Source organism: Streptomyces sp. NPDC002309, assembly GCF_053593375.1.
The window spans coordinates 19,708-43,468 of the sequence record NZ_JBSFCI010000052.1 but is presented as its reverse complement, the minus strand read 5'-3'; the positions used below and the strand labels follow the sequence as shown (position 1 = coordinate 43,468).

Sequence of the window (23,761 nt, the reverse complement as noted above, 5' to 3'; positions counted from 1 at the left end):
TTGGAGAAGATCTTCACCCTCGGTGAGAGCTTTCCGCTGCTTGTGGCCTTGTACAGGTAGATGTCACCGGTGGTCGCCTGACGGGCGATCAGGTCTGCCCGTCCGTCACCGCTGATGTCTCCCGTTGAGGTGAGCACGTTGTACTGGTTCCAGCCCGTGCCCAGCGACGTGTGCTGGGCGTGCCGGACGCGTCGACGACCGTGTCGACGCCGTCGTAGGTCGTCCACAACCGGCCGCGCCCGTGCTCGTAGCGGAGGATCCCCGAGGGTCCCGCGCCCAGCAGGCTCGTCCGGGGAAGCAGGGCCGTGGTGGCCGGCACGGCCACGTCTGCGGTGACCGGTTCACCGTGCGCGCTGCCGACTGTCAGCGAGCCGAGGCCGACGGCGAGTATGAGGGAAACGGCGGCGGCGGTGGCGCCTCGTACGAGCGCACGTCTGCCCATGCAGGACATCTCCGGGACGGTAGACGAAGGTTCGGGGGGCTTATGCTGCGCGCCGTCGAGCCGCAGGTCATGAACCCGCGGCATATCCGATGGTCACACTTCCCCAGGCAAGTGGCCGGATCGTGGCAGTTGCCCTGTGCGTCACCGCGATCGCGGTCGGTGCCCACGTAGAGCCTGAGCCTTCCAGGTCTGCCCCACACCAGGCTGCCCCAAGCTCACCGAAGGCGGACCCTGCCCCGACTGCTTCGCCGTACACCATGCGGTAGTGACAGACCCCGCAGCATCACCGCATCCTGTGCCCCTGCCAGAGCATGTGCACCTCCTCGACGGAAAAGGCCGAGACCTGACGATCGAGGAGCTCAAGGAGTTCGTCGACCACGCCGGCAAGAACCCCGCAACCGCCAAGCGCAAGCTGCACATCGACCACGCAGGCAACAGCTCCCAAAAACTGGATCGACCTCTCAAGTCCAAACTGACCGGCGAGCACGACAGCCCCCGACCAGGCCCGATCGGTCAGGGGTTCGTCGTGTCACAGACACGTCACAGCATCTTCACCTCGCCCTCACATACCGCATGATGGCCCCTCAGTAACAAACCACTCAGGGGGGACCATGCGCACCCGAATCATCGTCGCCGCGATCGCAGCTGCCGCGGCGCTCACGCTCACCGCCTGCGAAGGCACCGACGACACCAGCTCCAGCAAGCCGGACACGGCCGGCCAGGACACCGTCGAGCAGCCGAAGACGGACCCGACACCGGAGACACCGGAGGCAGACGCCTCAGAGCCCGACACGGACGCGCCCGCCTCCGAGGCCAGCGCCGACGAGGCCGAGCCGGAGACCAGCGAGGTGCCCGACGTCGTCGGCATGAGCCACGCCGAGGCGCAGAGCCTGCTGCGCAGCAAGGGCTTCATGGTCAACGAGGAAGACGCGTCGCCCGAAGGTCGCTGGATCCTCGACAACAGCAACTGGAAGGTCTGCCGCCAAGACCCGGGGCCCGGCGCCACGGATGCCCTCCGCGTCGCCATCTACTCCGTCAAGCTCGACGAGTCCTGCTGAAATCCCACAAACACACAGCAAAGCCCCGGTCGCCGCTCACGTCCGGGGCTTCGTCGTGCAGTACGGACTACAGGCTGTCCAGGATCTTCCCCCGGCGATCCCGGTACTCCTCATCCGTAATCGCCCCCAACGCCCGCAGTTCGTCCAGCGTCCGCAGCCGTGACGCGACGTCCCGCGTCGAGCCCGCCTCGGGCTCCCCCGGCACAGCAGATCCCGCAACGTCGCCCGCCATCCGCTGACGCAGCAGGTCGGACATCGGTTTGCCCTGGGCCTTCGGCACCTGACTGATCTCAGCCTTGTTGCCCGATGCGAACACCGTCAACGTGCCCATCAGCATCCCGGCCGCCCACTGCACCGAGCTGATCCGGCTGTACTGAAAGTCCTCAACCTGCTGCGACAGCAGACCGTTGTAGTAGAAGACCAGCCGCTGATTCGTCATCGCCAGCAGTCCAGTGCCCTTGCCGTAGGTTCCCGTGGCGAGCATCTCCACCGTCTCGCCCTCCCACAACACCTCAGGCAGCCGCTCGATCTCCCGCTTCGCACCGAGCGTGCTCGCCAGCTTCGCAGCCGCTGCATCAATGTCCGGGCGCACATTGAACGTCGCCATGACGTCCCCCCTCCTGAATCAGTGGACGGATCGTATCCACGACGCCTGTATGCGGGGGTGGAAGTGGGCACCGACCGCAGCGAGCTGACCAGCTACCAGTGGCGCCGGCTCCGCGCCCGCACACTTGCCGCATCTGACATGTGCATCGTCTGCGGCCACGGTGCCGCCTGCACCGCCGACCATGTCGTCCCCGTCAGCAAGGGCGGCGTCCGCCTTGACCCCGACAACATCCCGCCCGCTACATCATCTACGCGGCGCAGAACCGGAACATGGCACGGCAGCACTGGGAGGACGAGTTCTGGGAGAAGATCTCAGACTTCGACCTGGCGAAGCGGGCGCGGATCCGGAATTCGAACGGCAACGAGGAGATCCTCTGGCCAAAAACCGGGTCGCGCATGGGGATCACCGCCAACACCGAGTCGGCTGTCCACGGTCCGATGCTGGATCTCGGGATCATCGACGAGACGTTCAAGCACGAGGACGACCGGTTGGAGCAGGCGTTCTCCCCGGCGATGACGACGCGTCCCATGGCGCACTCGTGCGCGAAGAGCACAGGGCATGTGCTCTCGCGGGGCGGCGGGAAGATCAGGCGTGGCTGAACAAGAAGCGGGCCATCGGACAGGCGCCGGACGCCTCCTGCACGGTCCCAGGTAGGCCGCGCAGGAGGCGTTCTGTCAGTCCAGGGTCAGTCGTCGAGGTCGATGCGGAAGTCGACGATGGTGGTGTCGCCGCGGCGCACGATCGGGTGGGCCACCTCGACGACCCGCCCGGTGTCGGCGATGTGCCGGCGCGTGTATCGCAGGACGGGCACGCCGGAGCCGATACCGAGCGTCGCCGCCTCCACCTCGGTGGGCATGGCTGCGGTGAACGACTCGGTGACCTGGGCGACTCGGATGCCGAGGCTGCCCAGTTGCGCGCGGGTGCCGCCGGGCCAAGGTTCGTTGATCGGGTCGGCGACGGGGGTTCCGGCGACGTCCGACCAGCGCACGTAGCTGGTGCTCGTCTGGGTCGGCTGGTCGTTGTCGTAGAAGACGAAGTGCCGGGCCAGCAGCCGCTCGCCCACCTCGCAGTCGAAGAGTGCCGCCAGTACGGCGTCGGCCTGGACCCGCTCGAACCGCTTGTCGAGCCGGTACTCGGACCAGCCGATCCTCTGGTCCCGGGTGTACGGGGTGGACTTGGTGCCGGGTGTGGAGCGGTAGCGGTCGGCGGCCATGCGGTGGATCGGTGGCCTCTGACGGACACGGGTTCCGGCACGAGCTCGGGACTCGACGAGGCCCTCGTTGCGGAGCAGGTCGAGCGCGTTGCGGACGGTGGTCTGCGACACGCGGTAGTACTCGCACAGCTCGGGGAGTGTCGGGATCTGGTCACCTGGGCCCCACTCGCCGACGGCGATGCGACGCCGCAGGTCGGCGGCGATCCGCAGGTACTCAGGCTGTGCCACCACGGCACCCCCATTCCGAGTGATCGCGTCAATCTGAGTACACATGCTCTGCCCTCCCACTTGACCAGCACCAAACGCTGGACAATCTGAGTACAGATAAGCGCTACCTGTACTCAGATAACCACTGGTGCCGGGGGACAGCTATGCCCGAGTCGGGTCACGCGTGGCAGAGGGCGTTCAAGGGCGAGCCGCTCGAGGCGGCTCACGTCCGACTGTGGACGGCCGGACGCGTGCACCACGCCGACGCCCCGCTCCTCGCGCACGAGCTGTACGTCGCCGTGCTCAGCTCCGGCACACCCGTCATCGAGATGACCCTGTCCACCGCCGGGAGTCGCGTCCGCATCACCGCGCTGGGCCAGGACCCCCTGCCCGTGTTGTCCGCGCACGGCCCCGCCTGGAGGTGCGGCGGAGGGCAGCGGCAATGTTGGTGTGGCCGTCCTGACGGTGGAGCCCGATGGCGAGGTTCCGCAGTCCGGCCATGACGCGGGGCAGGCCGGCGGTGCGGACCTTGGAGTCGTCCTCGCGGAAGGTGCGGTCGCGGACGTGGTGCAGAAGATTTTCGATCTTCCAGTGGCCTCTGATCCAGGCGGCGAGCTGGGCTCCGGTCGCGGCGCCGGGTGGCAGGCTGGTGATCAGGTAGACGCGCTCGATGGTGAGCTTGCCGGTGGTGAAGTCCGCTCTCCAGCGCACGACTTGTAGTGCCTGACGCGCGCCGGGGTAGTCGATGTGGGCGAACGCGGCGGTCTTCAAGCGCCGGATCTCCAGGCGGTGGTGGGCCCGGGTGCGGTCCTTGTGGTCGAGGTCGATGTCGCGCCAGGGCAGATGACGCACGCGGTCGAACAGGCCCGGGTGGTTGGCCTTGACCTGGGCAATGTAGTGGGCTCCGCGGGTTTGCAGGTAGGCGCCGTGGGCGTGTTGGGTGTGCAGCGCGTCGGCGGTGATCAGGGTGCCGGTCAGGTCGAGGCGGTCCAGCAGCGGCGCGAACGCGGGGATCTCGTTGCTCTTGTCGGCGATCTGCCGCTGGGCCAGGACCTCGCCGGTGTGGGTCATGGCCGCGAGCAGGGTCACGGCGGTGCGGGCACCGGAGCGCGAGCCGCGTACGGCCTTGCCGTCCACGGCGATCGGCCGCAGGGCGGACCCGGCGGCGATGGCGCCGGGCGTCGAGCGCCGCCATCCCGGGCGCCGTCGTCGGCGGCAAGACCAGCACCGCCCAGCACGGCTTCGGCAACACCGGCACCCCCTACGCCTGGTTCATCGCCTGGGCCCAGGCCCCCGACTCCGCCCAGCTGGCGGTCGCGGTTGCGGTGGTCGTGGAGGACGCGGAGGCCAGCCGCACCGACATCAGCGGGGGCGGGGACGCGGCGCCGATCGCTCGGGCGGTGATGGAGGAGGGGCTCAGGCTGGAGACGGAGGTACGGGGGCGGTCGTAGCGGAGAAAGCGGGAAGCCCCGCCCGGCAGTGCCTGGCGGGGCTTCCGTTGTGGTGCCGATCGGTCGAGGAGACGTCAGTGGGGCTTGTAGTCGTCCCAGAAGGAACCCGTCCGGCGCCTTTCGTACGAGGCTTCAGCCCTCGCCATCCAGGCGTCGATGTCGGCGACCATCGTGGGGAACTTCTCCTTGAGAGGTTCGGCCAGTTCGACCAGCTCCTCCCAGGAGTCGGCCAGATAGGTCAGGTTCTCCAGTCCGATCGCGACCGCGACCCGGAACGGGTCGTCCGACTTCAGCCACTCCTTCCCGGTCTCGAAGATCTGCGCCCCGTCCTTGGGATCGATGATCCAGGACATGGAGAGCAGCTGCTCCGCGACATACCCGGGGGTGACGTTCGGAGCCCTGTGGTCGACGAGGAAGCTCATGACGTCCTCAACCTTCACTGATCTACAACCTCCGGTACATGCGCCACGCGAACGCGCCCTCGTGCGGTGTGATGACTCGGCCGTCGGTGTACTTCATCGTCCCGAACATGTGGGAGGGGTGAACCCCGACCCCCTCTTCGAGCAGTTCGAAGCCTGACGCGGCCATCTCCTCTGCTGTGGCCTTCCCGAACTTGTTCCGCTTCGCGGCCGAGACGATCAGCAGACCACCTCGCTCCATGACGCGGGCCGTCTCCGCATTGACCGGGTTGAACCCGAACGGGTTGACAGCGTGGACCGTCCTGAAGGTTCCGTCCTCGAACGGCAGATCGCTGTCACTGCCCTGAATGACATCGGGGTGCCGCGGATCCAGGTCCGTGTTCGTCGCGCCGGGCATCGGGTTGTCACCCGCACCGACGTTGAGTGTACGGCCTTCGTCCGATCCGCCGTCCGCCTTGCCGGAACCGCCACCACCGCTGGAGCCGCCACCGCTGCGCGAGGAGCCGCCCGAGTTGCCGCCGGGCTTGGACCCGTCGCCGGAGGCCTTGCTGCCTCCGCCGCCGCCCTTGCCGGCACCGGTCTGGGTGGAGACCTTCGGGGCCGACTTGACCTGGGCGTTCTTCTGTGCGGCGCTACCGGTCTTCTTCTTCGCGGCGGCCGCCGCGTCGGCGAGCCTCTTGGCTTGTTCCGCTGCCTTCTTCTTGGCCCGTTGCGCGGCCTCCTTCTTGGCCTTCTCGATGGCGGCCTTCTTGGCCTTCAATGCCGCGGCCTCTGCGGCCTTGGCGGCCTTGAGGACCACCTCGGCGGCCGCCTTGGCCTTCTTGAACGCCTGGATGGCGTCGATCGTGCGGCTGACGGCCTTGAGGACGGACGGAATCTTGCCCAGCTTGGTCCACGGGATCGCCCCGACGATCATGCTGCCGCAAGACCACATGTCACCGCCGAAGCAGGCCATGGCATCGGTGAGACCGATGAAGTCGCTCAGGATGCCCCAGGCCGCCCCGAGGATCACCGACGTCAGCGACTTGCCCATGGTGGCCTGCGCCTGCGCGACCTGGGCCGCGGACAGGCCCGCGCCCTTGAGGGCCGCGGCCTTCTCGGAGGCGGTCAGCGTGATCGCCAGGCCCGAGGAGTCCGAGTAGGTGACCGGGTTGTTGTGGGAGTACGTGTACCCGTTGGACTGCAGCGGGTCGTTCACGTCCATGAGCGGGTCGGCGGACAGGAAGCGTCCGACCACCGGGTCGTACAGACGCGCGCCGAGCGGCTGGTAGCCGGAGGCGTCGTCCCGGGTGGCACCCAGGAAACCGGTGTGGGTCAGCAGGTTGGCTCCGACGGTACCGATGCCGCGCTGGTTGCCGAACGGGTCCTGCTTGCGGATCCGCACCGCCATGGTGCCGCTCATGGCGACCTCGGCGTAGGTGGATCCCTGGTGGTCGGCGGTGAGGCCGACCAGATTCTCCGTGCCAGTGCCGTGGGCGTAGCGCATGACCGCACCGCCGGGGGCGGAGTACGTGCGCTGGCTGTTGACCAGGACACCGCCCTGCTGGACGGTCACCTCGGTGTCGACGAGGTGCAGCGTGGCCTGCTTGCCCTTGATGGTCAGCAGACGCTCGCCGGAGGGGCCGTAGATGTGACGGGTCTCGTTCTGCGGCGCCCACAGCTGGGCCGCCGAGGCGCTGTCACAGGTGGCCAGGACGATCGGCGTGGAGTTCGCCGAGTTCGCACCCTGCACCGCCAGACACAGGTTCGACTGGCTGTGCGTGAGCTGACCGGCGGCGTTGCGCTTGATCTCCTGCGCGGCCGCCTGGGCGGCCGTGGTGCCGCACTTCTGGATCTGCAGCGCCGACCCGGCCGTGTTGGCGGCCGGCTGGAGGCACCAGTCGTCGTAGACGGAGAGCGTTCCCTTGTTGGGGTCGGTCTGCGTCCCGTCCACGGGCGCCGGTGCGGGGGTGAACTTCCAGCTCTGGGCCACCGAGCCGTTGCAGGCGTAGAGCTGGATCGGCTGGGACGCGGCAGCGAGGCCGGACTTGAGGTCGAGGCACTTGTCGGCCAGACCCACGTACGGGGTCTTGCCGCCGGTGCCCTGACCCGTGATCCGGTCGACCTGACCGTCCCAGTTCCAGCTCAGTGTCTGCTTGTCGCCGTTCTGGATCGAGGTGACCGACTTGGTCTCACCGGTCAGCTCGTACAGACGCTCGACCTCCGCCTTGACCTGCTTGCCCGCAGGGATGCTGAAGGAGGTCTTGGACACCTTGGTGAGGGTGTGCGGCTGGGAGCCGTCCACCTTGCCGTAGACGTAGTCGGTCGTGGCGTCCTTGCCCGTGTCGCCCGACAGGTCCTTCTCGACGAGCTTCTTCCGGTTGCCCAGCAGGTCGTACTCGTACTGCTGCCAGTAACCGGAGCTGTCCGCGCCGGCGGCGACGTTCAGGGTGCCGTCGGTGTTCTTCGGGGTGGTGCAGGCGGTCTGGTCCTTGGAGGTCCAGGCCTCCTTCAGCTGACCCAGCGGGTCGTACGCGAAGCACTGCCGCTCCTCGATCCCGGGGCCGTACTCACGGATGCCCGTGACGTTGCCGGACGGGTCGTAGGCGTACTCACGGTTCGAGACCAGGTTGTTGCCCGGAATCGTGGTCTGCTCGCGGAACACCTGCTGCTTCTGCAGCTCACCGGTCGACTCGTCGTACGAGTTCTGTGCCCACACCCGGTACGGCAGCGCGCCCAGGGTGGAGCGCATGATCTGGCCGTACGGCGAGTAGACGGTCTCGGAGCCGTACCAGTCCTTGCCGGAGATGGTGACCGGCTTGCCGTCCTTGTTGTAGCGGACGACGAGCTTCTCCTGGTCGAACCGTCCGGCCTTCGGAAGAGTCGCCTCTTCCAGCTGACCGGTGTCGGAGAAGCTGTAGTTGTAGGTGTAGTCCGGCAGCAGGCCCCAGGTGCTGGCCAGCGTCGGCGGCAGCGACAGCGTCGTCGACGTCGGCTGGTAGTCCTTGGTGTAGCCGTTGATCTTCTGCGTGTACGCCAGACCGTCCGTCCACCGGGTGGCGGAGGCGGGCAGCCCCTTGCCGCCGGCGACCGTGTCGTAGGCGAAGTCCGCCAGGACGGTGCCGTTGGCGTCGTTCAGGCGCTGCTGCTTCGGCCGGGACAGCTCGTCGTACGAGTTCCAGACGACGACGCCACGGGCGTTGGTGACGGTCTGGACGCGGTCGAACTGGTCGTACGTGGTCCGCGTGGTGCCCGTGTCCGGGTCCGTCGCGGTCTCCACCCGGCCACGCTTGTCGAACGTCCACGACCACGGGTGGGTCGGGTCCGTCGAGCTGATCGCCTTCGACATCTGGCCGGTCGCGTTGAATTCGTAACGCGTCGACGTGAAGCCACCGGGCGCCGCGGGGTTGAACGTGTCGGAGCGCACGGTGCGGCCCAGGGCGTCGGTGTAGACCCGGTAGGAGGACGTCCCCTGCGGGTGGATCACCTTCGACCAGTCGGCGCCGTACTCGTAGCGGGTCGCCTTCTCGGGGACCTCCTGCGAGATGGCCTCGGTCGTGCCCGTGAGCTTGACCTTGAGGACCGGCATCTCCTCGAGCACGCGGCCGAGGCCGTCGTACTTGTAGCGGGTGATGTTCGGGACGGTGGTGTCCGCCAGCGGGGTGAACAGCTGACCGCTCGGGTCGTCCTCGTTGAGGTAGGCGTTGTTGGTCTGGTAGATCTCACCGGCGTTGTTGTACAGCGTGTCGGTGATCAGACGGCCGCCGCCGTCCGCCTCCTCCTGCGACTGCCGCTCGCGGCCCAGACCGTCATAGATCGTGACGGACTTCTCGATCCGGTCCTCGTAGCCACGTGCGTACGTGGTGACGTACGCAGGCTTGCGGATCTTGCCGCCGTTCGGGTCGGTCGGGTCCGGCTCCTCGGCCGGGACGACGTACTCGGCCTTGAAGTCCGGCACACCCGAACCCGGGGTGCGGCCCGGGGCCCAGGCCTCGGCCAGACGGCCCAGCGGGTCGAACAGCGCCTCGCTCACGTGCCCATTGGTGTCCGTGGTCTTGACCGTGGTGGCGCGGCCCGGCTCCAGCTCCTGGATCTGGCTGTGGCCGAGCACATTGGTCGTGGTGACCTTGAAGATCTGGCCCTCGGCCGGTCCGATGGGCTCGTAGCTGATCGTGGAGGACTTCGGAAACGGCTTGGCCAGCTGCTCCGCATTGGTCTGCCGGATCACCCGGCCGATCTCGTCGAAACCGGTGGTGCCGTTGGTCTGGAAGTCGGTGCCGGTGCGGTTCAGCGACCACGACTCGGTGGCCAGGGCGCGGGTGGTGGAGATGAGCGACGTCTGGTTCGCGTCGAACGGCTGGCCGTCGTAGGCCGTACGCTGCGCCCCGCTGAGGGTGGACAGGTTGGTCCAGTTGGCGTTCGCGCAGGTCGTCGGGGACACCAGGACCTGCTTGGACAGACCGATCAGGTTTTTGTCCGTGCGGTGCAGGTACTCCAACTTGGTGCAGGACTCGTCACCGGTCTTGGTGGGATCGGCGTCCCCCAGGGACTCCACCAGCGTCGGCAGACCGTACGTCGACTCGTAGGTCGTGTGGGTCTTGACCGTCCGCAGCGTCCGCGTGTCGTCACCCGTACCCGAGGACTTCGTGTACGCGATCTCCTCGGGCTCCGTGACCCGCCAGGCCTTCAGCGGGGTGAGCCCGTCGCCGAGTTCGCGGCTGGCGAGCTCCGTCGCCTGCGGGATCGTGATGCTGCGGGTCAGCCAGTTGGTGTCCGCGTCCGTCGCCTTGGAGTAGGACAGCTCCTCGGCGATGCGGCCGGCGAAGGCCTCACGGTCGTACACGGGCTGGCCGTTGTACGTGATCGTGTTGCCGTGGATGTCCTTCACGGGGACGGTGTCGCCCATGCCGCGGTAGAAGCGGGTGACGGCCTTGGTCTTCGGGGCCTCGGCACCGGGGGCGTCCTCGGCGGGGTTGGTGCCCTCACCGTTGTCGGCCGCGGCCTTGCGCTCACCGGTGGTGACCGTGGTCTGCTCGAAGCCGGCGAACTGCGAGTAGGTCCGGGTCGACTTCTTGGTGAACTCGGCCTCGGCCAGCTTCCAGCCGGCGTTCTTGTAGTCGTACGCGGTCAGCGTGGAGAACGAGCCGTCGATATTCGGCAGCTCCTCGATCGAGTCGACCACGTACTTGTTGAACCAGTCGATGTCCTCGATCTCGGCGTCCGGGTGCCAGAACACCGGGTAGCAGAGCCGGGTGTTGGACTTCAGCGCGGCGGTCTCGGTCTTGCCGGGCAGGCCGGTGCTGTCGAGGCACTCGGGCGTGCGGGGCTTGTAGGTGACGGCCGTCTCGCCGCCGTACTCGTTGACGACACGGGCGATGCGCAGACGCGAGAAGCCGGGCCGCGGGTCCGTCGCCGGGCTGCCGCGGTAGACGCGGTTCGGCATGTCGTCGGAGTTCGACTCGAACCGCACCGCGTTCAGCTTCACCGAGGCGTCGGTGGAGCCGTTGCGGGCGTAGCCGGTGCGCTGGATCGATTCCAGCCACAGCGCCGTGTTGGCGCCGGTCTTCAGGACCGGGAAGCTCTGCTTGAGCTGGTACTCGTCGACGACCTGACGCGCGGTGGTGTCGGTACGCCGCTGCGCGGAGGTGGTGATCTTGTCCAGGCGCTTGCGGGTCCAGAACGTCGGACCTGCGTTCCAGCACTTGCGGGTGTACGTCGAGGTGACGGCCTTGCAGTTCAGATCGGCTGGGGTATCGTACCAGATGCGGTACTTGCCCGGGTCCTTGTCCGTGAAGTAGTCGGTCGTGTCGTTGGCGTCCGTGCAGGTCAGGCCGGCCTCGGGGAAGCAGCGCTCGGCGACGGTGAAGCCGATGCGCGCCGGGGCCTCCGCGGAGAAGAGCGAGTCCTTGCGCTGGCCGTAGTAGATGTGCTTCAGGTAGCCACCGCGGTGGTACTTGACCGGGCCCTTGAAGTAGAAGTTCTTCGCGTAGTAGTTCTGCTCGCGCGCCCAGAAGAGGGACATGGCGTTGCCGTGGATGTCCTCGACGTAGTCGAGGTTCCAGCGCCAGGCCTGGAGGCAGGAGGAGTTCTTCCAGTCGGCGGTCGTCGAGCCCGCGTAGCAGGGCTCACCCGAGTGGTTGCCGTACACCGGCACCGAGAGGACGGAGTCGGTGTACGGGTCGTCGGCGGCGGTGCCGTTGTCCGACCAGCCCGGGAGCTTGTTCAGACCGAAGTGGTAGCGGGTGCCGTCCTTGGTGGTGACGACCCAGTACTCGCCGTCCGCGTCCTTCAGGCCCGAGCGCGGGTCCTTGGACGTGTCCTTGATGCGCTCGATCTTCGAGCCGTCACCGTTGGCGGTGAACCACTGGCCGACGGGCTTACCGTCCGAGCCGAGCGGACCCTTGGTGTCGTCCCACACCAGCTCGGTGGTCATGCCGCCCAGGGACAGGGTGGCGTTCTCCGAGCCCCAGCACAGGTCGGCGGTCTTGTGGTCCTTGTTGTTGGCCCCGGCCCGCTTGGAGTCCTGGCGGCAGTTGTTGTACGTCCGGGTGATCGAGCCCGCGTTGTAGTCCCAACCGTCACCGATCCAGGAGGCCTGGTTGTTCGATGCCGAGGTGCGGCCGTCGACCGACTGGGAGTTGTACGACAGGTTGACCTTCGGCATCAGGCCGCCGGCGGTCTCCGGGGTCTGCACCTGGTACGAGTAGGTGAAGGCGCCGTTGGAGGAACCCGCGGCCCAGGAGCCGGAGGACAGCAGCGGCGAGGCGGTGAAGTCACCGGACGCCGAGGCGCCGGTGTCCATCGCGCCGACGACCTGGCGCCCGGAGGCGCCCACGTTGGACGAGAAGGCGGCCTTGCGCACCGAGGCGCCCGAGACCTTGGAGGTGTCCTTGTCCGGCAGCAGGTTCGCCACCGGGACCGTGCCGGAGAGGATCTGGCGGACCGCGGCGTTCTTGGTCTTGCCGGACGTGCCCTTCAGCTTGGTCTTGGCCGCCGGCACCTCCTTCACGGTGCTGCGCAGCCGCTCGACGTCGAGGTCCGGCTCGTTCTCGCCGGCCATGGTCTCGACGCCCGTGTCGGGCGCACAGTCGCCGGTATCCGGGGAGTCGACGACACAGCTCGGCAGCAGGACGAGGCCGAAGCGCTCGGCGGCCAGCTGGCCGTAGCGGTCCTCGAAGGCGGTGGTGTCGACGTCGACGAGCACCTGGGCCGCCGGGTCCGCCGTCGCCGGAGGCACGATCTCCATGATCATGCCGGGAACGCCGGTGTCCTCGGACGTGGTGGTCGCCTTGACGGCGACCTGCCAGTCACCGGCGATCGTCGCGGGGTCCTGACCCACGGGCACACCGACACCGACCGGCAGGAGCGCCTGGGTGGTCGTGTTCTTGACCTGGACCGTGGTGCCCGGCGTGGCCGTCGACGGGTTCGCCTGGCCGGCATCCGCCGCCCAGGGGTCCGTGGCGACCGGTGCGTACGGCGTGATCGGGTTCTCCGGCGCCGTGCTCAGCGTCTTCGGAGCCTGCGCATTGTCGGCGAGCGTGGTGCTCGGCGGAATGTCGGGGAGGTCGACCTCAGAGGTCGTCTCCTCACGGGACATCCCGGGCCCGGGCACCGCCAGGGCCTGCGAGCCCAGGCTGGTCACCGTCAACGTCGAGGACAGCAATAGGACGATCGCCGTGCGGCTTCGCCGACGGCGCCGTCGTTGTGACTCTGTCATGGCTGGGCGATGCCGCCCCAGCCATGACAGAGGACCTGAAGCACGCATACGCGTCGACTCCCACCCAGATGAACAAGACAACGGAGGTGCGGAAACACCAAAGAGCACGAGTCTGGATCAGGCGCGTGCGTGCGCACTCTCTGTGCTGTCCGCCGCAGATTCAAGATCGCCGAGAGCGGACCAGGGGGTCGGTAAGTGAGATTCACCACGGCGCATGTGCAAACAGACTGACGCACTGTCGGCTCACGTGGTAGATCGGGAATCAAGTGCAAATCAGATGTAACGTTCCGTCAAATCGTCGTAATGCAGGCGGCTTCACAAGGCAACGGGTTCTTGCATGAAGCTACATAACATATTCATAAATCCTTCAGATATGGACGGCACCTGACGATCGTGTGATCGTGTGCGCTCCCGTGCCCCGTGGTCTCTGCCACGGGGCTGTCTGTGCTGTCCGAAATCCTCTGGTTCTCACGGAAGTAGACCGCCGTGCCTGCGCCGCCTCGTCTTCTCAGCCCATTCGTGCGCACGCGCACACGGCTGAGCATCACTCTCGGCCTTGTCCTGGCCGCCCTCACCGCCGCGCTCCTGCCCTGGTGGCAGCCGAGCGGGCCCACGACCGCCGACGGCGGCACGTCCGCCACCGACGCCCGGCAGGCGTCGACCGGTCCGCGCGACGAGGCCGCTGCCGCGGCCGAGGCCAGGCGGACCGGGAAGAAGGTGCTCGTCGACACGGCGACCACCGAGAACCAGCTCATCTGGGCACTGCCGAACGGCAAGATGCGCACCCAGATCGACGCCCAGCCGCAGCGTGCGAAGAACGCCCAGGGCAAGTGGGCGCCGATCGACACCACGCTGCGCCGGACGAAGGGTGCCGGTGCGCTGAGCATCCGTCCGGTGAACGCGGTCGTGCCGGTGCGTTTCGCCGGCGGTACCCGGTCCGCGGACCGCGCCGACCGTTCGTACGTCCGCGCCCCGCTGGCCGGCGAGACCGTCCTCGCCGAGGTCGACCTGAACGGCCACACCGTCGCGTACACCTGGCCGGGCACCCTGCCCGAGCCGGTGCTCGACGGCCCGCGCGCCCTCTACCCCGAGGTGTTCCCGGGTGTCGACCTGCTGCTGGTCGTGCGCGCCGAGGGCGGCTTCGGCCAGCTCCTCATCGTCAAGGACGAGCAGGCCACGCAGAACAAGGACCTCGCGACCGTCTCGTACGGGCTGCGCTCGAAGACGGCCGTGTTCCGGCAGGACACGAAGGCCAACCGGATCCAGGTCCTCGGCAAGGACGGCAAGGAGGCCGGCAGCATCCCGACCCCGTTCGCCTGGGACTCGGCCGGCCGCGACCCCGAGCTGCCCCCGGGCACGCCGCAGCGCACCTCCGTGGCCACCACGGCCGACGTGCTGAAGCTGTCGGGCCTGACGGGCATCGAGCCGGGCGCGAAGTCCGCCCAGCTCCCCGTCGTCCTCGACGGTGACGGCACCGGCTCCGCGACGCTGAACCTGGACGTCGCGGCCACGGGCCTGTTCACCGACAAGGACACGCAGTTCCCGGTCTTCATCGACCCGCCGCTCAACAGCGACTGGCTCGCCTGGACCGTGGCGTACAAGAAGTACCCGAACTCCAGCTTCTGGAACGGTACGAACTTCTCCTCCGGCACCTCCGACGCCCGCGTGGGCTACGAGAGCGACACCGGCGGTCTGGCCCGCTCCTTCTGGCGGATGAGGTTCTCCACCAGCTACGAGGGCGCCAAGTTCGACTGGGCCACGTTCAAGATCGTGAACAACCACTCCTGGTCCTGCACCGACCGTCAGATGGAGTTCTGGCTGACGGGCGGCATCTCCTCGGGTACGACGTGGAACGCGCAGCCGAGCTGGTCGAGGGTGCTGCAGAAGAAGTCCTTCGCACACGGCTGGTCCTCGTCCTGCCCGGACGCGTGGGAGTCGTTCACCGTGACGTCGGCGGCCCAGGAGGCCGCGGACAAGGGCTGGTCGAACATCACCCTCGGCATGCGGGCCACGTCCGAGACCGACACCCAGACCTGGCGCAAGTTCGCCGCGACCGGTGCCCGGATCGAAGGCGAGTTCAACCGCGCGCCGAACCAGCCGACCTCCGGTACCTCCTCCCCGGGTGGCGCCTGTGTGGCCGGTCCGACGAACAGCATGCTGATCGGCCGGACGACCATCACGCTGAAGGCCAAGGGCTCCGACCCGGACGGCGCCGTTCCCAAGCTGCGGTTCCGTTTCTGGAAGTCGACGGACACCACCAAGAAGGAGTACGTCGCCACCGCGGACAGCACCACCGGGTACGGCCAGATGGTCATCCAGGCGACGGACCCGCTGCTGAGCGGCATCACCACGAACACCCTCTACAAGTGGGACGTGCGCTCCGAGGACTCCACGTACCCGGCCGCGGGCTCCACCTCGTCCTTCTTCCCGAACGGCAGCGAGCCGTGCCAGATCACCGTCGACCCGACCGCCCCGCCGCAGCCGGACATCACCAGCACGGTGTTCACGGAGGCCACCGACGACGGCAAGACGTGGGCATCGGTGAACTTCGGCAAGCCCGGTGACTTCACCTTCACCGCCGCCGGTGCGTCGAAGTTCCGGTACGCCTTCGAGGGCCAGGGCTACGTCGACGCGCCGCCCCCGGTGAACGGCAAGGTCACCATCACCGGTGTCACCCCGCCGCACGCCGGACCCGTCACGATCAACGTCTACGCCTACGACGCCAACGGCAACCAGAGCATCCGCGGCGACTACGGCTTCTACCTGCCGCCGCGTGACACCGCCGACGGCCCGATGGACACGGGCGGCGACAACATCGCCGACCTGCTCGTCCTCTACGCGGACGGCAGGCTGAAGAACTGTGTCGGCGCCCCCGCCGACCCGGCCGCCCCCGGCACCGGCGGTGAGCTGTACAACTGCCTCGCCGCGTCCTACGTCACCGCCGGCAAGAAGATCGACCCGGCGAACCACTGGATCAACGCCGCCGGCACGCCGTCGCTGATCGCGCACTACAACGACGCCTACCCGGGCGACGGGTCGACCGACCTGTTCGCCGTCACCCCGGACAAGCAGTTCTGGCTCTACCCGGGCGACGGCTACGGCACCTTCAACGTCGACCAGCGCATGAAGATCCGGCTGCCGTCCAACGCCCCGGCGCCGTCCACGTGGACACAGATCAAGGCGATCGGCGACATCACGGGTGACAAGCACCCGGACATCGCCCTGCGCGCGGGCACCGCGTTCTGGATCCTCTCCGGCTACACCGGTGGCAGCTTCCAGTCCGCCACGCTCATGGAGGGCACCGCCTGGGCCACCACCGCTCGCGACATCGTCAACATCGCGGACATGAACAAGGACAACACGCCCGACCTGCTGTGGCGGAACGTGTCCAACGGCAACATGTACGTCCGCCACGGCAAGCCCGGCCCGGTCGCCGGCAGCGTCGACCTGGAGTCGATCAAACTCGCGGCCAACTCGGTCAACGGTGACGTGTCGTTCGGCACCAACTGGACCGCGACCAACATCACCGCCGCGATCGGCATCCCCGACGTCAACAAGGACGGAGTGCCCGACATCTGGGCCCGCGACGGCGCCACCGGCAACATGAGGCTGTACAACCCGTCCACCACCAACACCAACGCACCCGTGAAGACGGTCCTGTCCGTCGACTGGAGCACCGTCAAGGCGTTCGGCTGATCCCGGCCGCCCACTGACGCACACCGAGCCCCGGTCGCCTGCCTCGCAGCAGGCGGTCGGGGCTCACCCCTTTCCGGTACGGCTACGAAGCCGCCGCCCCGCTCTCCGCGATCGCCTCCGCCACCCAGCGACCCGCTCCCGCTCCTCGGCTGCGAAGTGCTCCCGGTCCAGGGCCTCGGCGATCTCCTCGTCCTGGGTCATCAGCAGGTCCAGGTTGGAGTCGCCCAAGTCGAAGACGCCCATGTCGAAATATGTCTTCTGAAGGCGCTCGCCCCACGGGCCGATGTCCTTCACTGAACGGACTGCTTCTCGCGAGCGGGTGCGGCGACTACTTCGGCACCGCCCAAGGGATCATCTACCTCTCCTTGATGGGCCTGCTCCTCGACGAGGACCTGCAACGCGTCAACGCCGTCAAGAACATCCTCGGAGCCGTCGTCAACGGCATCGCCGCCTGCTTCTTCCTCTTCGTCGCCGAGTTCGACTGGACGGCGGTCCTGCTGATCGCCGTCGGCTCCGCCCTCGGCGGGCAGATCGGCGCCAACGTCGGCCGCCGCCTCCCGCCCACCACCCTTCGCGCCATCATCTCGTCGGCGTCATCGCGATCGTGCAGCTCCTGCTGCGCTGACTGCAATGCCGGAACATCATGGGAGTGGAATGCGCCCTCCCGGCGCCAACCGCAGGTCACGACGTTTCTGCTGGAGTGGGGCGGGTGGGACTCGAACCCAAACTGGTAACGCGTCTCACCTGCGGAAACGCCACAGAGACGGACATTCACATCCTGCTGGATCCCGCTGCATCCGCCTCGATCCCCGACATGCACGGTGCCGTGCGGTACGTACCGCACGGCTAAAGGGCGGTCTGGAGCATCGAGGCTGCCTGGCCGCGGCGGTTGCATCGCAGCCACCCGCTTCCAGCACCGCCAGGCGCAGACGGCGAGCACGGCGCTAGTGGCGAGGTCGAAGATCGCCGATGCAGTGTCGTTGCGTTCGATTGCGATCACGATGCCCCCAATGGCGAGCGCGGTAAGGAGCAGGGCGGTGAGTAGCCAGACGTACTTCACAGTCCCCCCAGGGTGCGGTGAGGGCGGCACTGTAGGCGGGGCTAGCGTCAACTCGTGTGCCGAATCCCGCTGGCGCTCGTAGGCCGGCATGCCCGCACCAGTCAGCCGTTGATCAGTTGTTGGCTACGTTAATGGTTACCTTGACCGTATCGGTCGCCCCTACTCCGTGATTTTTTACAGTCATCGTGCGCCCGTGACTACCACCCTCGACAACCTCCCTGGTTACCCCAGTAAGCGTGCCGTCGAGGTCAAGATTGTGGCACGACGACTCTTCGTACAAGCGGAGCGTAGGCGTGTACCTGACGTTTTCTGATGCGCGCAGTCGGAATGACACGTCGAGTATCCCTCGAGTCTCACCGCCTGCGCATCCCTCGACTCTGATGGAATTGCTCGTCGAACTGTGCGAGACGAAGGCCGTACGGTTGATGGAGAAGTCTCTCCTTTCGCTAGACGCGAAAATCCCACCACCGTTGTATACCATCATGGTTCCGGTGACTACGACACGGTGACGCGTGCTCGCCACGCTATTCTCCGTCACGCCTACGAACATGACGGGGGTTAATAGGACTGCGGCTGCCGCGACGTTTCGAAGTTTCATTTCAAGACCTCGACGATTTGGGGTGCCTGTCTGAGCGCGTAGCGCGACAAGGTGTACCCTTCGAATTCCCCCATAGCACCAGGATGCCACCGTGGCAATTCTCGTGCATCTCGGCCGGCGATTCCAAGGAAGGCGGAATGTCATTCATAGTTGAATGACGCAGAGTCCTCTCCGCGCGAGCGGAGGTGAGCTTCCCGCCCGCCCCGTACCGCGGGCCCAGCACACTGGCATCGGCCAGGTCCGCGTTCAACCGTCGTCGAGAATACCGGCGTCACCGGAGTGGGCGTCCTCTCCGCGCCCTTGGGTTGCTCCTGGCCTTCGACCAGGGCCCAGATGCTGGCAGCTGCCCGGCCGGCTCGGTTCGTGAAGCAGATGCGGGGCAGGGCGGGGTGCCAGGGTTGGTCCCGGGCCCCGCGTGTTCTACTCGTCGCCACCCGATGAGCCGGGACCGGCATACGCCGATTCCGCCCGATGCTTCCGCCGTGTGGTCTTCTGCTACGTAAGGTCACCACGTGCACCGTGATCGTTGGAGAGGATGGAAGCTCACGAATCCCGTTGCAGCGCAATGGAGCACGCGGCCATGGGTGCCGATCTCCCATCGCTCTTCAGGGTCCGACGCTGTCGCGGCGCCAACGCGGTGTGTTGGTGCGGGAGTTGGCGTCCATGCCCCATATCGACCCGGACGGACGGCCGGTGCGGATCACCCGGTGGACCCTGGACCGCTGGATCTACGAGTGGAAGCGGGCTGGGTTCGAGGCACTGGTGCCCTCGCCGCGGCAGTCCCGGCCCCGCACGCCGCAGGAGATCCTGGACCTGGCGGCGGCGCTGAAGAAGGAGAACCCCTCGCGGTCGGCGGCCCAGATCCGCCGGATCATCGGTGCTCAGCGGGGCTGGGCACCGGACGAACGCACCATCCAGCGGATGATCGTCCGCGAGGGACTGGACGCGCTGAAGGCTCCCACCGCAGCCGCGGTGTTCGGACGGTTCGAGGCCGACGGCCCCAACGAATTGTGGACCGGGGACGCCCTGCACGGGCCGATGGTCGCAGGCCGCAAGATGTACCTGTTCGCGTTCGTGGACGATCACTCGCGGGCTGTGATGGGGCACCGCTGGGGGTTCGCGGAGGACACTGTCCGTCTGGCCGCGGCTCTGCGTCCGGCCTTGGCCGCGCGGGGTGTCCCGCGTTACATCTACGTCGACAACGGGTCCGCGTTCGTGGACTCGTGGCTGCTTAGGGCCAGCGCGAAACTCGACATCAAGCTGGTCCACTCCACGCCCGGACGTCCCCAGGGCCGGGGCAAAATCGAGCGGTTCTTCCGCACCATGAACAGCGAGTTCGTCGTCGAGATCGCCTCCGGCGACGGCCAGGCGGGACGGCAGGTCGACAGCCTGCTGGAGATGAACCGGCTGTTCACGGCCTGGACCGAGAACGTCTACCACCGTCGGGTGCACTCCGAGACAGGAGCCGCCCCGCTGGCCCGCTGGATGGGCGACCGCCCCCTCGTGGTCCCCAACCCCGCCGACCTCGCGGAAGCCTTCCGCTGGTCCGAGCACCGCACCTTGTCCAAGACCGCGCTGGTGTCGCTGCACGGCAACCGCTACCAGGTCGACCCGTTGCTGGTCGGCCAGCGCGTCGAGCTGGTCTTCGACCCCTTCGACCTGTCCTTCCTGCGGGTCCGAGCGAACGGCCAGGATGCCGGCACCGCGCTGCCCTTCCAGGTCAGCCGTCACTCCCACCCCAAGGCCCGGCCCGAGACTCCCGCCGAGGAACCCAGGCCGACCACCGGCATCGACTACCTGGGCCTGATCGACACCGCTCACAAGGCCGAGCTCGCCGACAAGGTCAACTACGCCGCCCTGGGCGAACCCATGACGGCCGTCGACCTCACCGACCTGACCGGTGAATGATCCTGACCCCCAACTCTCGGGAGGAAAAGCATGATTGAGAAGCTCCAGGCCCACTACGGATTCAGCCGCATGCCCTTCGGCCGTGACCTCGCCCCCGGCATGCTGCACCGCCACGCGTCCCACAACGAAGCCGTCGCCCGCATCACCTGGTGCATCTCCGAACGCTCCATCGGCGTCGTCACCGGCGAGGTCGGCGCGGGCAAGACCGTCTCCGTCCGCACCGTCCTGCACGGCATCGACCCGTCGAAACACACCGTGATCTACCTGCCTAACCCCATGATCGGGGTCCGTGGGATCCACTAGGCGATCGTGACCGCCTTCGGCCAGCAGCCCTCCCACCTCGGCTCCCGTCTGACCGCCCAGACCGGCCTGGCGCTGGCCGCCGAACGCGAAGAACGCGGCCGCACCCCCGTTCTGGTCCTGGACGAGGCCCAGTCCTACGAACAGCTCGAAGCGATCCGGATGCTGACCAACACGGCCATGGACCAGGACTCGCCGCTGTCCCGCCTGCTGGTCGGCCAGCCAACCCTGCGGCGGACCATGAAACTCGCCGTCCTGGCCGCCCTCGAACAGCGGACCGCCCTGCGTTACACGATGCCCGGGATGACCTCGGCCGAGACCGCCAGCTACATCAAGCACCACCTCGGCCTCGCCGGCCGCAGCGACCAGCTCTTCACCGACGACGCCGTCACCCTCATCCACACCACATCCCGCGGCTTCCCCCGCGCGGTCAACAACCTCTGCCAGCAATCCCTCGTCGCCACGTTCGCCGCCGGCAAGTCCCTCGTCGACGAGAAAGCCGCCCAGTCCGCCGTCACCGAAGTCCTCGACTGACATTCCACACCCTCGAAACTCGATGTCGGTGGCGCCGGATACCTTGCATCAGTCGATGCGCACCACTGGAGGGGACATGCCGTCTCAAGGAACAGCTCTCGCCGCACTCACGGCGGTAATGCCGCCACATGACGGGGCCGATGAGCAGGTGGACTGGGATGCGATCAGGCAGGCTTGGGGGGTCGGCTTCCCCTCCGACTACATCGCCTTCATGAACACGTACGGAGCCGGCGGCATCGACGGCGCGCTGAGCGTCGTGCCCCCCGAAGCGAGCACGCGGCCGGCCGACAGCCCTGGCCTCGAGGGCATGGCGGCCGAGACAGCCAACATGCGGCACATGTGGGAGTCCGAAGGAGGACCGGACGAGGTCGATGCCGGACCTGATTCTGTCGTCGCTTGGGGTGTCAGCTGCGGAGCCGACATCCTTGGCTGGCTCACCGTTGACCACGACCCCGACAAGTGGCCTGTTGTCGTGTGGGAACGGCACGGCTGGCCCCACTGGAGAATCTACGACTGCGGAATGGCGGAGTTCCTTCGGCGCCTGTTCACCAAGGGCTTCGACGAGTGCCCGTTCAGCGACCTCTCCCGCTGGGGAGAGCCCTCTCCGCACTTCGTCCACTGGCGCGAGGAACGACGACGGTGGGAGGCCGGCGTCGACCCCTACACAGGCGAACCCGACCCGTACTTCGGCATGAAGTTCGACTGATTGTGCCTCGGCGCCTTGCCGACGACCGCGACACCTCGCCGACAAGCGCCCCGCTGGGACCACCCCATTGGGGTGATCTTGTTCTCGGTGATCGGCAGCTTCAGTGCCGGACCCGTCGGCATTTTCAGCGTCGGGCAACAGCAATCGCTGGTCACGATCGTCACCGACAACGGGGGACCGTTCCGCTCGGTCCGCTTCGAGGCATTCATCGTCGCCCGCCCCGAGCTGCGGCACGTCCGCACCCGTGTCCGAACGCCAGGGCAGAACGGCTCACGCGAGCGCGGCTTCGGCTCGCTGAAGTACGAGAAGCTGTTCCTCGAGGAGATACCCGACGCCCTTGACCTGGTCCGCCACGCCGAGGACTACCGGACCGAGTACAACACCGTCCGGCCCCACGAGGCACTCGCCTGGAACCGCTCCTACGACGTCCACACCGGCGGCGCCGACCCTCTCGTCCCCAACTTTCCAGAACCCGAAAACCTGCCAATTACTTGACGCGGGACAGACTTCGATGCCGATCAGCGAGCCTACTTTGGGCAGCCGGTCGGGGTGCGGATGCCGGACGGGCGGATCTGGAACCCACTGGGGAAGGTCCGTAACCGCTTCGAACTCGGGGGACCTGAAGAATCGCTGCAGACCTTCTATCTGACCATGCACGGTCGGGCCAGGCGAGTTATCACACGAGGAGAACCTCGACCGAGGTGATGGTCCTGTTCGCCACCGCACGGCATGGCGCGGGGCGCGGTGGTGCACGCAACGCCGGTGTCATGGTGACACGGTCGAGCACGGTACGACTGGCGGCTGGGGGAGCAGCGCCGCAAGCGTCTGCTGGTCAGAGGGCTGATCGCGGGCCTCGTCGTGGGGCGCTGGGTGGCGTGGCCGTCGCGGCGGCCAAGGGAGCGATCCCTTCGCCGTTCGGCGCCGGGACGGAGCCCGGTCCGGGCAGGCCGCAGCCGACGCAGAGCCGGACGCCGCAGGAGGCTAAGTGGTCGACTCCGCAAGTCCTTCGGGGGTTGACTCCGGAGCCGATGTCGTGCGTCGGGGCACGCGTATGTTGCCGTACTTGGGGTTCGGCTCCTCGTGTACCACCTCGGCCAGAGCGGGCCCGCTGATCTCTCCCGGGCACCCCTGCGGTGGGTGGCCGGGGATGTCGCGAAGCTTGTAGTAGACGCACACCAGCCGGTATTCGCTCGGCCCCCAGGATCCGCCGCCGTACGGCACCATCTGCTCACCGCAGACCGGGCACCGCGTCTGGGACCGCACGAACACCCTGGGTTCGGTGAAGACGTGTGGCAGGCGCCGGGCGGTGATGGCCTGCCGGGGCAGGGTCAGCCCGTAGTGCTCGCCCATGATCCGGTACACGTCCGCCATCGCCACCTCGTCGAACTCTTCTTCTCCGTCAATGTCGTCGGAGGACAGGACGAGTCCGGCCTCGGCGACCAGGCGGCGGGTGAGCGAGTGGTCCGTGTGGTCGGTGCTGTACTCCCAGAACATCCAGTCGTGCCTCCCAGCGACGTTAACGTTGATGATCGGCGGGTCCATGGTGCTGTCCCAGATGTTGACGACGGTGTGCTCGGACCACATGTCCCTGCCCGGGGCGAGCCGGTCGGCGCGATCGCGGGCTGCTGGGGACTCGATGGCGAACGCCCAGCCGTTGCTGGTGTTGCCCAGCATTGCGTAGTCCGGCAGGTCCCACGACCCGGGGGAGAGTTCCAGCATGTCGTGGGCGGTTTCGGGGTCCATGATGGTGCCTGGCTGCGCGCCTAGGTAGACGGCCAGTTCCTCGTAGCTGATGCCCGCCACCATCGTGAGGGAGAAGGCCCAGGCGCCCAGCTCATTGTCTATCCACTCGATTCCGTCACTCAT

14 protein-coding genes and 5 pseudogenes are annotated in these 23,761 nt (G+C 67.5%); 11 read left to right on the top strand and 8 right to left on the bottom strand.

The window, feature by feature from the left end; all coding sequences use genetic code 11:
* Positions 1-88: 88 nt before the first annotated feature.
* Positions 89-442, bottom strand: a complete 354-nt coding sequence (locus tag ACWCPM_RS31010) for a hypothetical protein (protein ID WP_450979575.1) — start codon at positions 440-442, stop codon at positions 89-91.
* A 265-nt stretch (positions 443-707) separates the two neighbouring features.
* Here ACWCPM_RS31010 and ACWCPM_RS31005 point away from each other — a divergent pair, with 265 nt between their 5' ends.
* Complete coding sequence (locus ACWCPM_RS31005; RefSeq protein WP_450979574.1) at positions 708-1,019, top strand: hypothetical protein; 312 nt, start codon at positions 708-710, stop codon at positions 1,017-1,019.
* 34 nt (positions 1,020-1,053) lie between these two features.
* Positions 1,054-1,500: a PASTA domain-containing protein gene (locus tag ACWCPM_RS31000; protein ID WP_450979573.1), complete on the top strand. Its 447-nt coding sequence runs from the start codon at positions 1,054-1,056 to the stop codon at positions 1,498-1,500.
* 67 nt (positions 1,501-1,567) lie between these two features.
* On the opposite strand, the gene ACWCPM_RS30995 is transcribed toward ACWCPM_RS31000, so the two are convergent.
* The gene (locus ACWCPM_RS30995; RefSeq protein ID WP_450979572.1) at positions 1,568-2,107 is read right to left on the bottom strand and encodes a PH domain-containing protein; all 540 of its coding nucleotides are present in this window, start codon (positions 2,105-2,107) and stop codon (positions 1,568-1,570) included.
* Between the two features lie 269 nt (positions 2,108-2,376).
* Here ACWCPM_RS30995 and ACWCPM_RS30990 point away from each other — a divergent pair, with 269 nt between their 5' ends.
* Positions 2,377-2,706, top strand: coding sequence for a hypothetical protein (locus ACWCPM_RS30990; RefSeq protein ID WP_450979571.1), 330 nt, complete (start codon positions 2,377-2,379; stop codon positions 2,704-2,706).
* 86 nt (positions 2,707-2,792) lie between these two features.
* Here ACWCPM_RS30990 and ACWCPM_RS30985 read toward each other — a convergent pair whose 3' ends face one another.
* Both ACWCPM_RS30985 and ACWCPM_RS30980 read right to left on the bottom strand, forming a co-directional pair.
* A complete protein-coding gene (locus ACWCPM_RS30985; protein ID WP_450979570.1) occupies positions 2,793-3,548 on the bottom strand; it encodes a GntR family transcriptional regulator in 756 nt (251 codons plus the stop codon).
* 342 nt (positions 3,549-3,890) lie between these two features.
* Positions 3,891-4,664 (bottom strand): ISAs1 family transposase, encoded by a 774-nt coding sequence (locus ACWCPM_RS30980; protein WP_450979569.1) that lies wholly within the window; start codon positions 4,662-4,664, stop codon positions 3,891-3,893.
* Between the two features lie 44 nt (positions 4,665-4,708).
* Between ACWCPM_RS30980 and ACWCPM_RS30975 the strand changes: the two are divergent.
* Positions 4,709-4,978 (top strand): annotated as a pseudogene (locus ACWCPM_RS30975) (penicillin-binding transpeptidase domain-containing protein); the annotation flags it as partial.
* A 74-nt stretch (positions 4,979-5,052) separates the two neighbouring features.
* On the opposite strand, the gene ACWCPM_RS30970 reads toward ACWCPM_RS30975, so the two are convergent.
* Entirely contained in the window at positions 5,053-5,400 is a 348-nt protein-coding gene (locus ACWCPM_RS30970) for a hypothetical protein (RefSeq protein WP_450979568.1), read from the bottom strand.
* Between the two features lie 22 nt (positions 5,401-5,422).
* The gene (locus ACWCPM_RS30965; RefSeq protein WP_450979578.1) at positions 5,423-13,018 is read right to left on the bottom strand and encodes a ricin-type beta-trefoil lectin domain protein; all 7,596 of its coding nucleotides are present in this window, start codon (positions 13,016-13,018) and stop codon (positions 5,423-5,425) included.
* An 852-nt stretch (positions 13,019-13,870) separates the two neighbouring features.
* Between ACWCPM_RS30965 and ACWCPM_RS30960 the strand changes: the two genes are divergently transcribed.
* Positions 13,871-16,789 carry a DNRLRE domain-containing protein gene (locus tag ACWCPM_RS30960; protein ID WP_450979577.1) on the top strand — a complete coding sequence of 973 codons (2,919 nt, stop codon included), beginning with the start codon at positions 13,871-13,873 and terminating at the stop codon, positions 16,787-16,789.
* Positions 16,790-16,871: 82 nt separating this feature from the next.
* Here the strand turns inward: ACWCPM_RS30960 and ACWCPM_RS30955 are convergent.
* Positions 16,872-17,092: pseudogene (locus ACWCPM_RS30955) on the bottom strand (aminobenzoate oxygenase); the annotation flags it as partial.
* On the opposite strand from ACWCPM_RS30955, the pseudogene ACWCPM_RS30950 reads away from it, so the two are divergent.
* The 6 genes and pseudogenes from ACWCPM_RS30950 to ACWCPM_RS30925 all read left to right on the top strand — a co-directional run.
* Positions 17,083-17,414: pseudogene (locus ACWCPM_RS30950) on the top strand (TSUP family transporter); the annotation flags it as partial. The pseudogenes ACWCPM_RS30955 and ACWCPM_RS30950 sit on opposite strands and share 10 nt — an antisense overlap.
* Before the next feature lie 1,696 nt (positions 17,415-19,110).
* Positions 19,111-20,355: a DDE-type integrase/transposase/recombinase gene (locus ACWCPM_RS30945; RefSeq protein ID WP_450979567.1), complete on the top strand. Its 1,245-nt coding sequence runs from the start codon at positions 19,111-19,113 to the stop codon at positions 20,353-20,355.
* A gap of 30 nt (positions 20,356-20,385) precedes the next feature.
* A pseudogene (locus ACWCPM_RS30940) lies at positions 20,386-21,189 on the top strand (ExeA family protein).
* A gap of 55 nt (positions 21,190-21,244) precedes the next feature.
* A complete protein-coding gene (locus ACWCPM_RS30935; protein WP_450979566.1) occupies positions 21,245-21,895 on the top strand; it encodes an SMI1/KNR4 family protein in 651 nt (216 codons plus the stop codon).
* Between the two features lie 72 nt (positions 21,896-21,967).
* On the top strand, positions 21,968-22,390 hold the full coding sequence (locus ACWCPM_RS30930) for an integrase core domain-containing protein (protein WP_450979565.1): 423 nt from the start codon (positions 21,968-21,970) through the stop codon (positions 22,388-22,390).
* A gap of 9 nt (positions 22,391-22,399) precedes the next feature.
* Positions 22,400-22,600, top strand: a pseudogene (locus ACWCPM_RS30925) (hypothetical protein); the annotation flags it as partial.
* Positions 22,601-22,876: 276 nt separating this feature from the next.
* Here the strand turns inward: ACWCPM_RS30925 and ACWCPM_RS30920 are convergent.
* Positions 22,877-23,761 (bottom strand): hypothetical protein, encoded by an 885-nt coding sequence (locus ACWCPM_RS30920; protein WP_450979564.1) that lies wholly within the window; start codon positions 23,759-23,761, stop codon positions 22,877-22,879.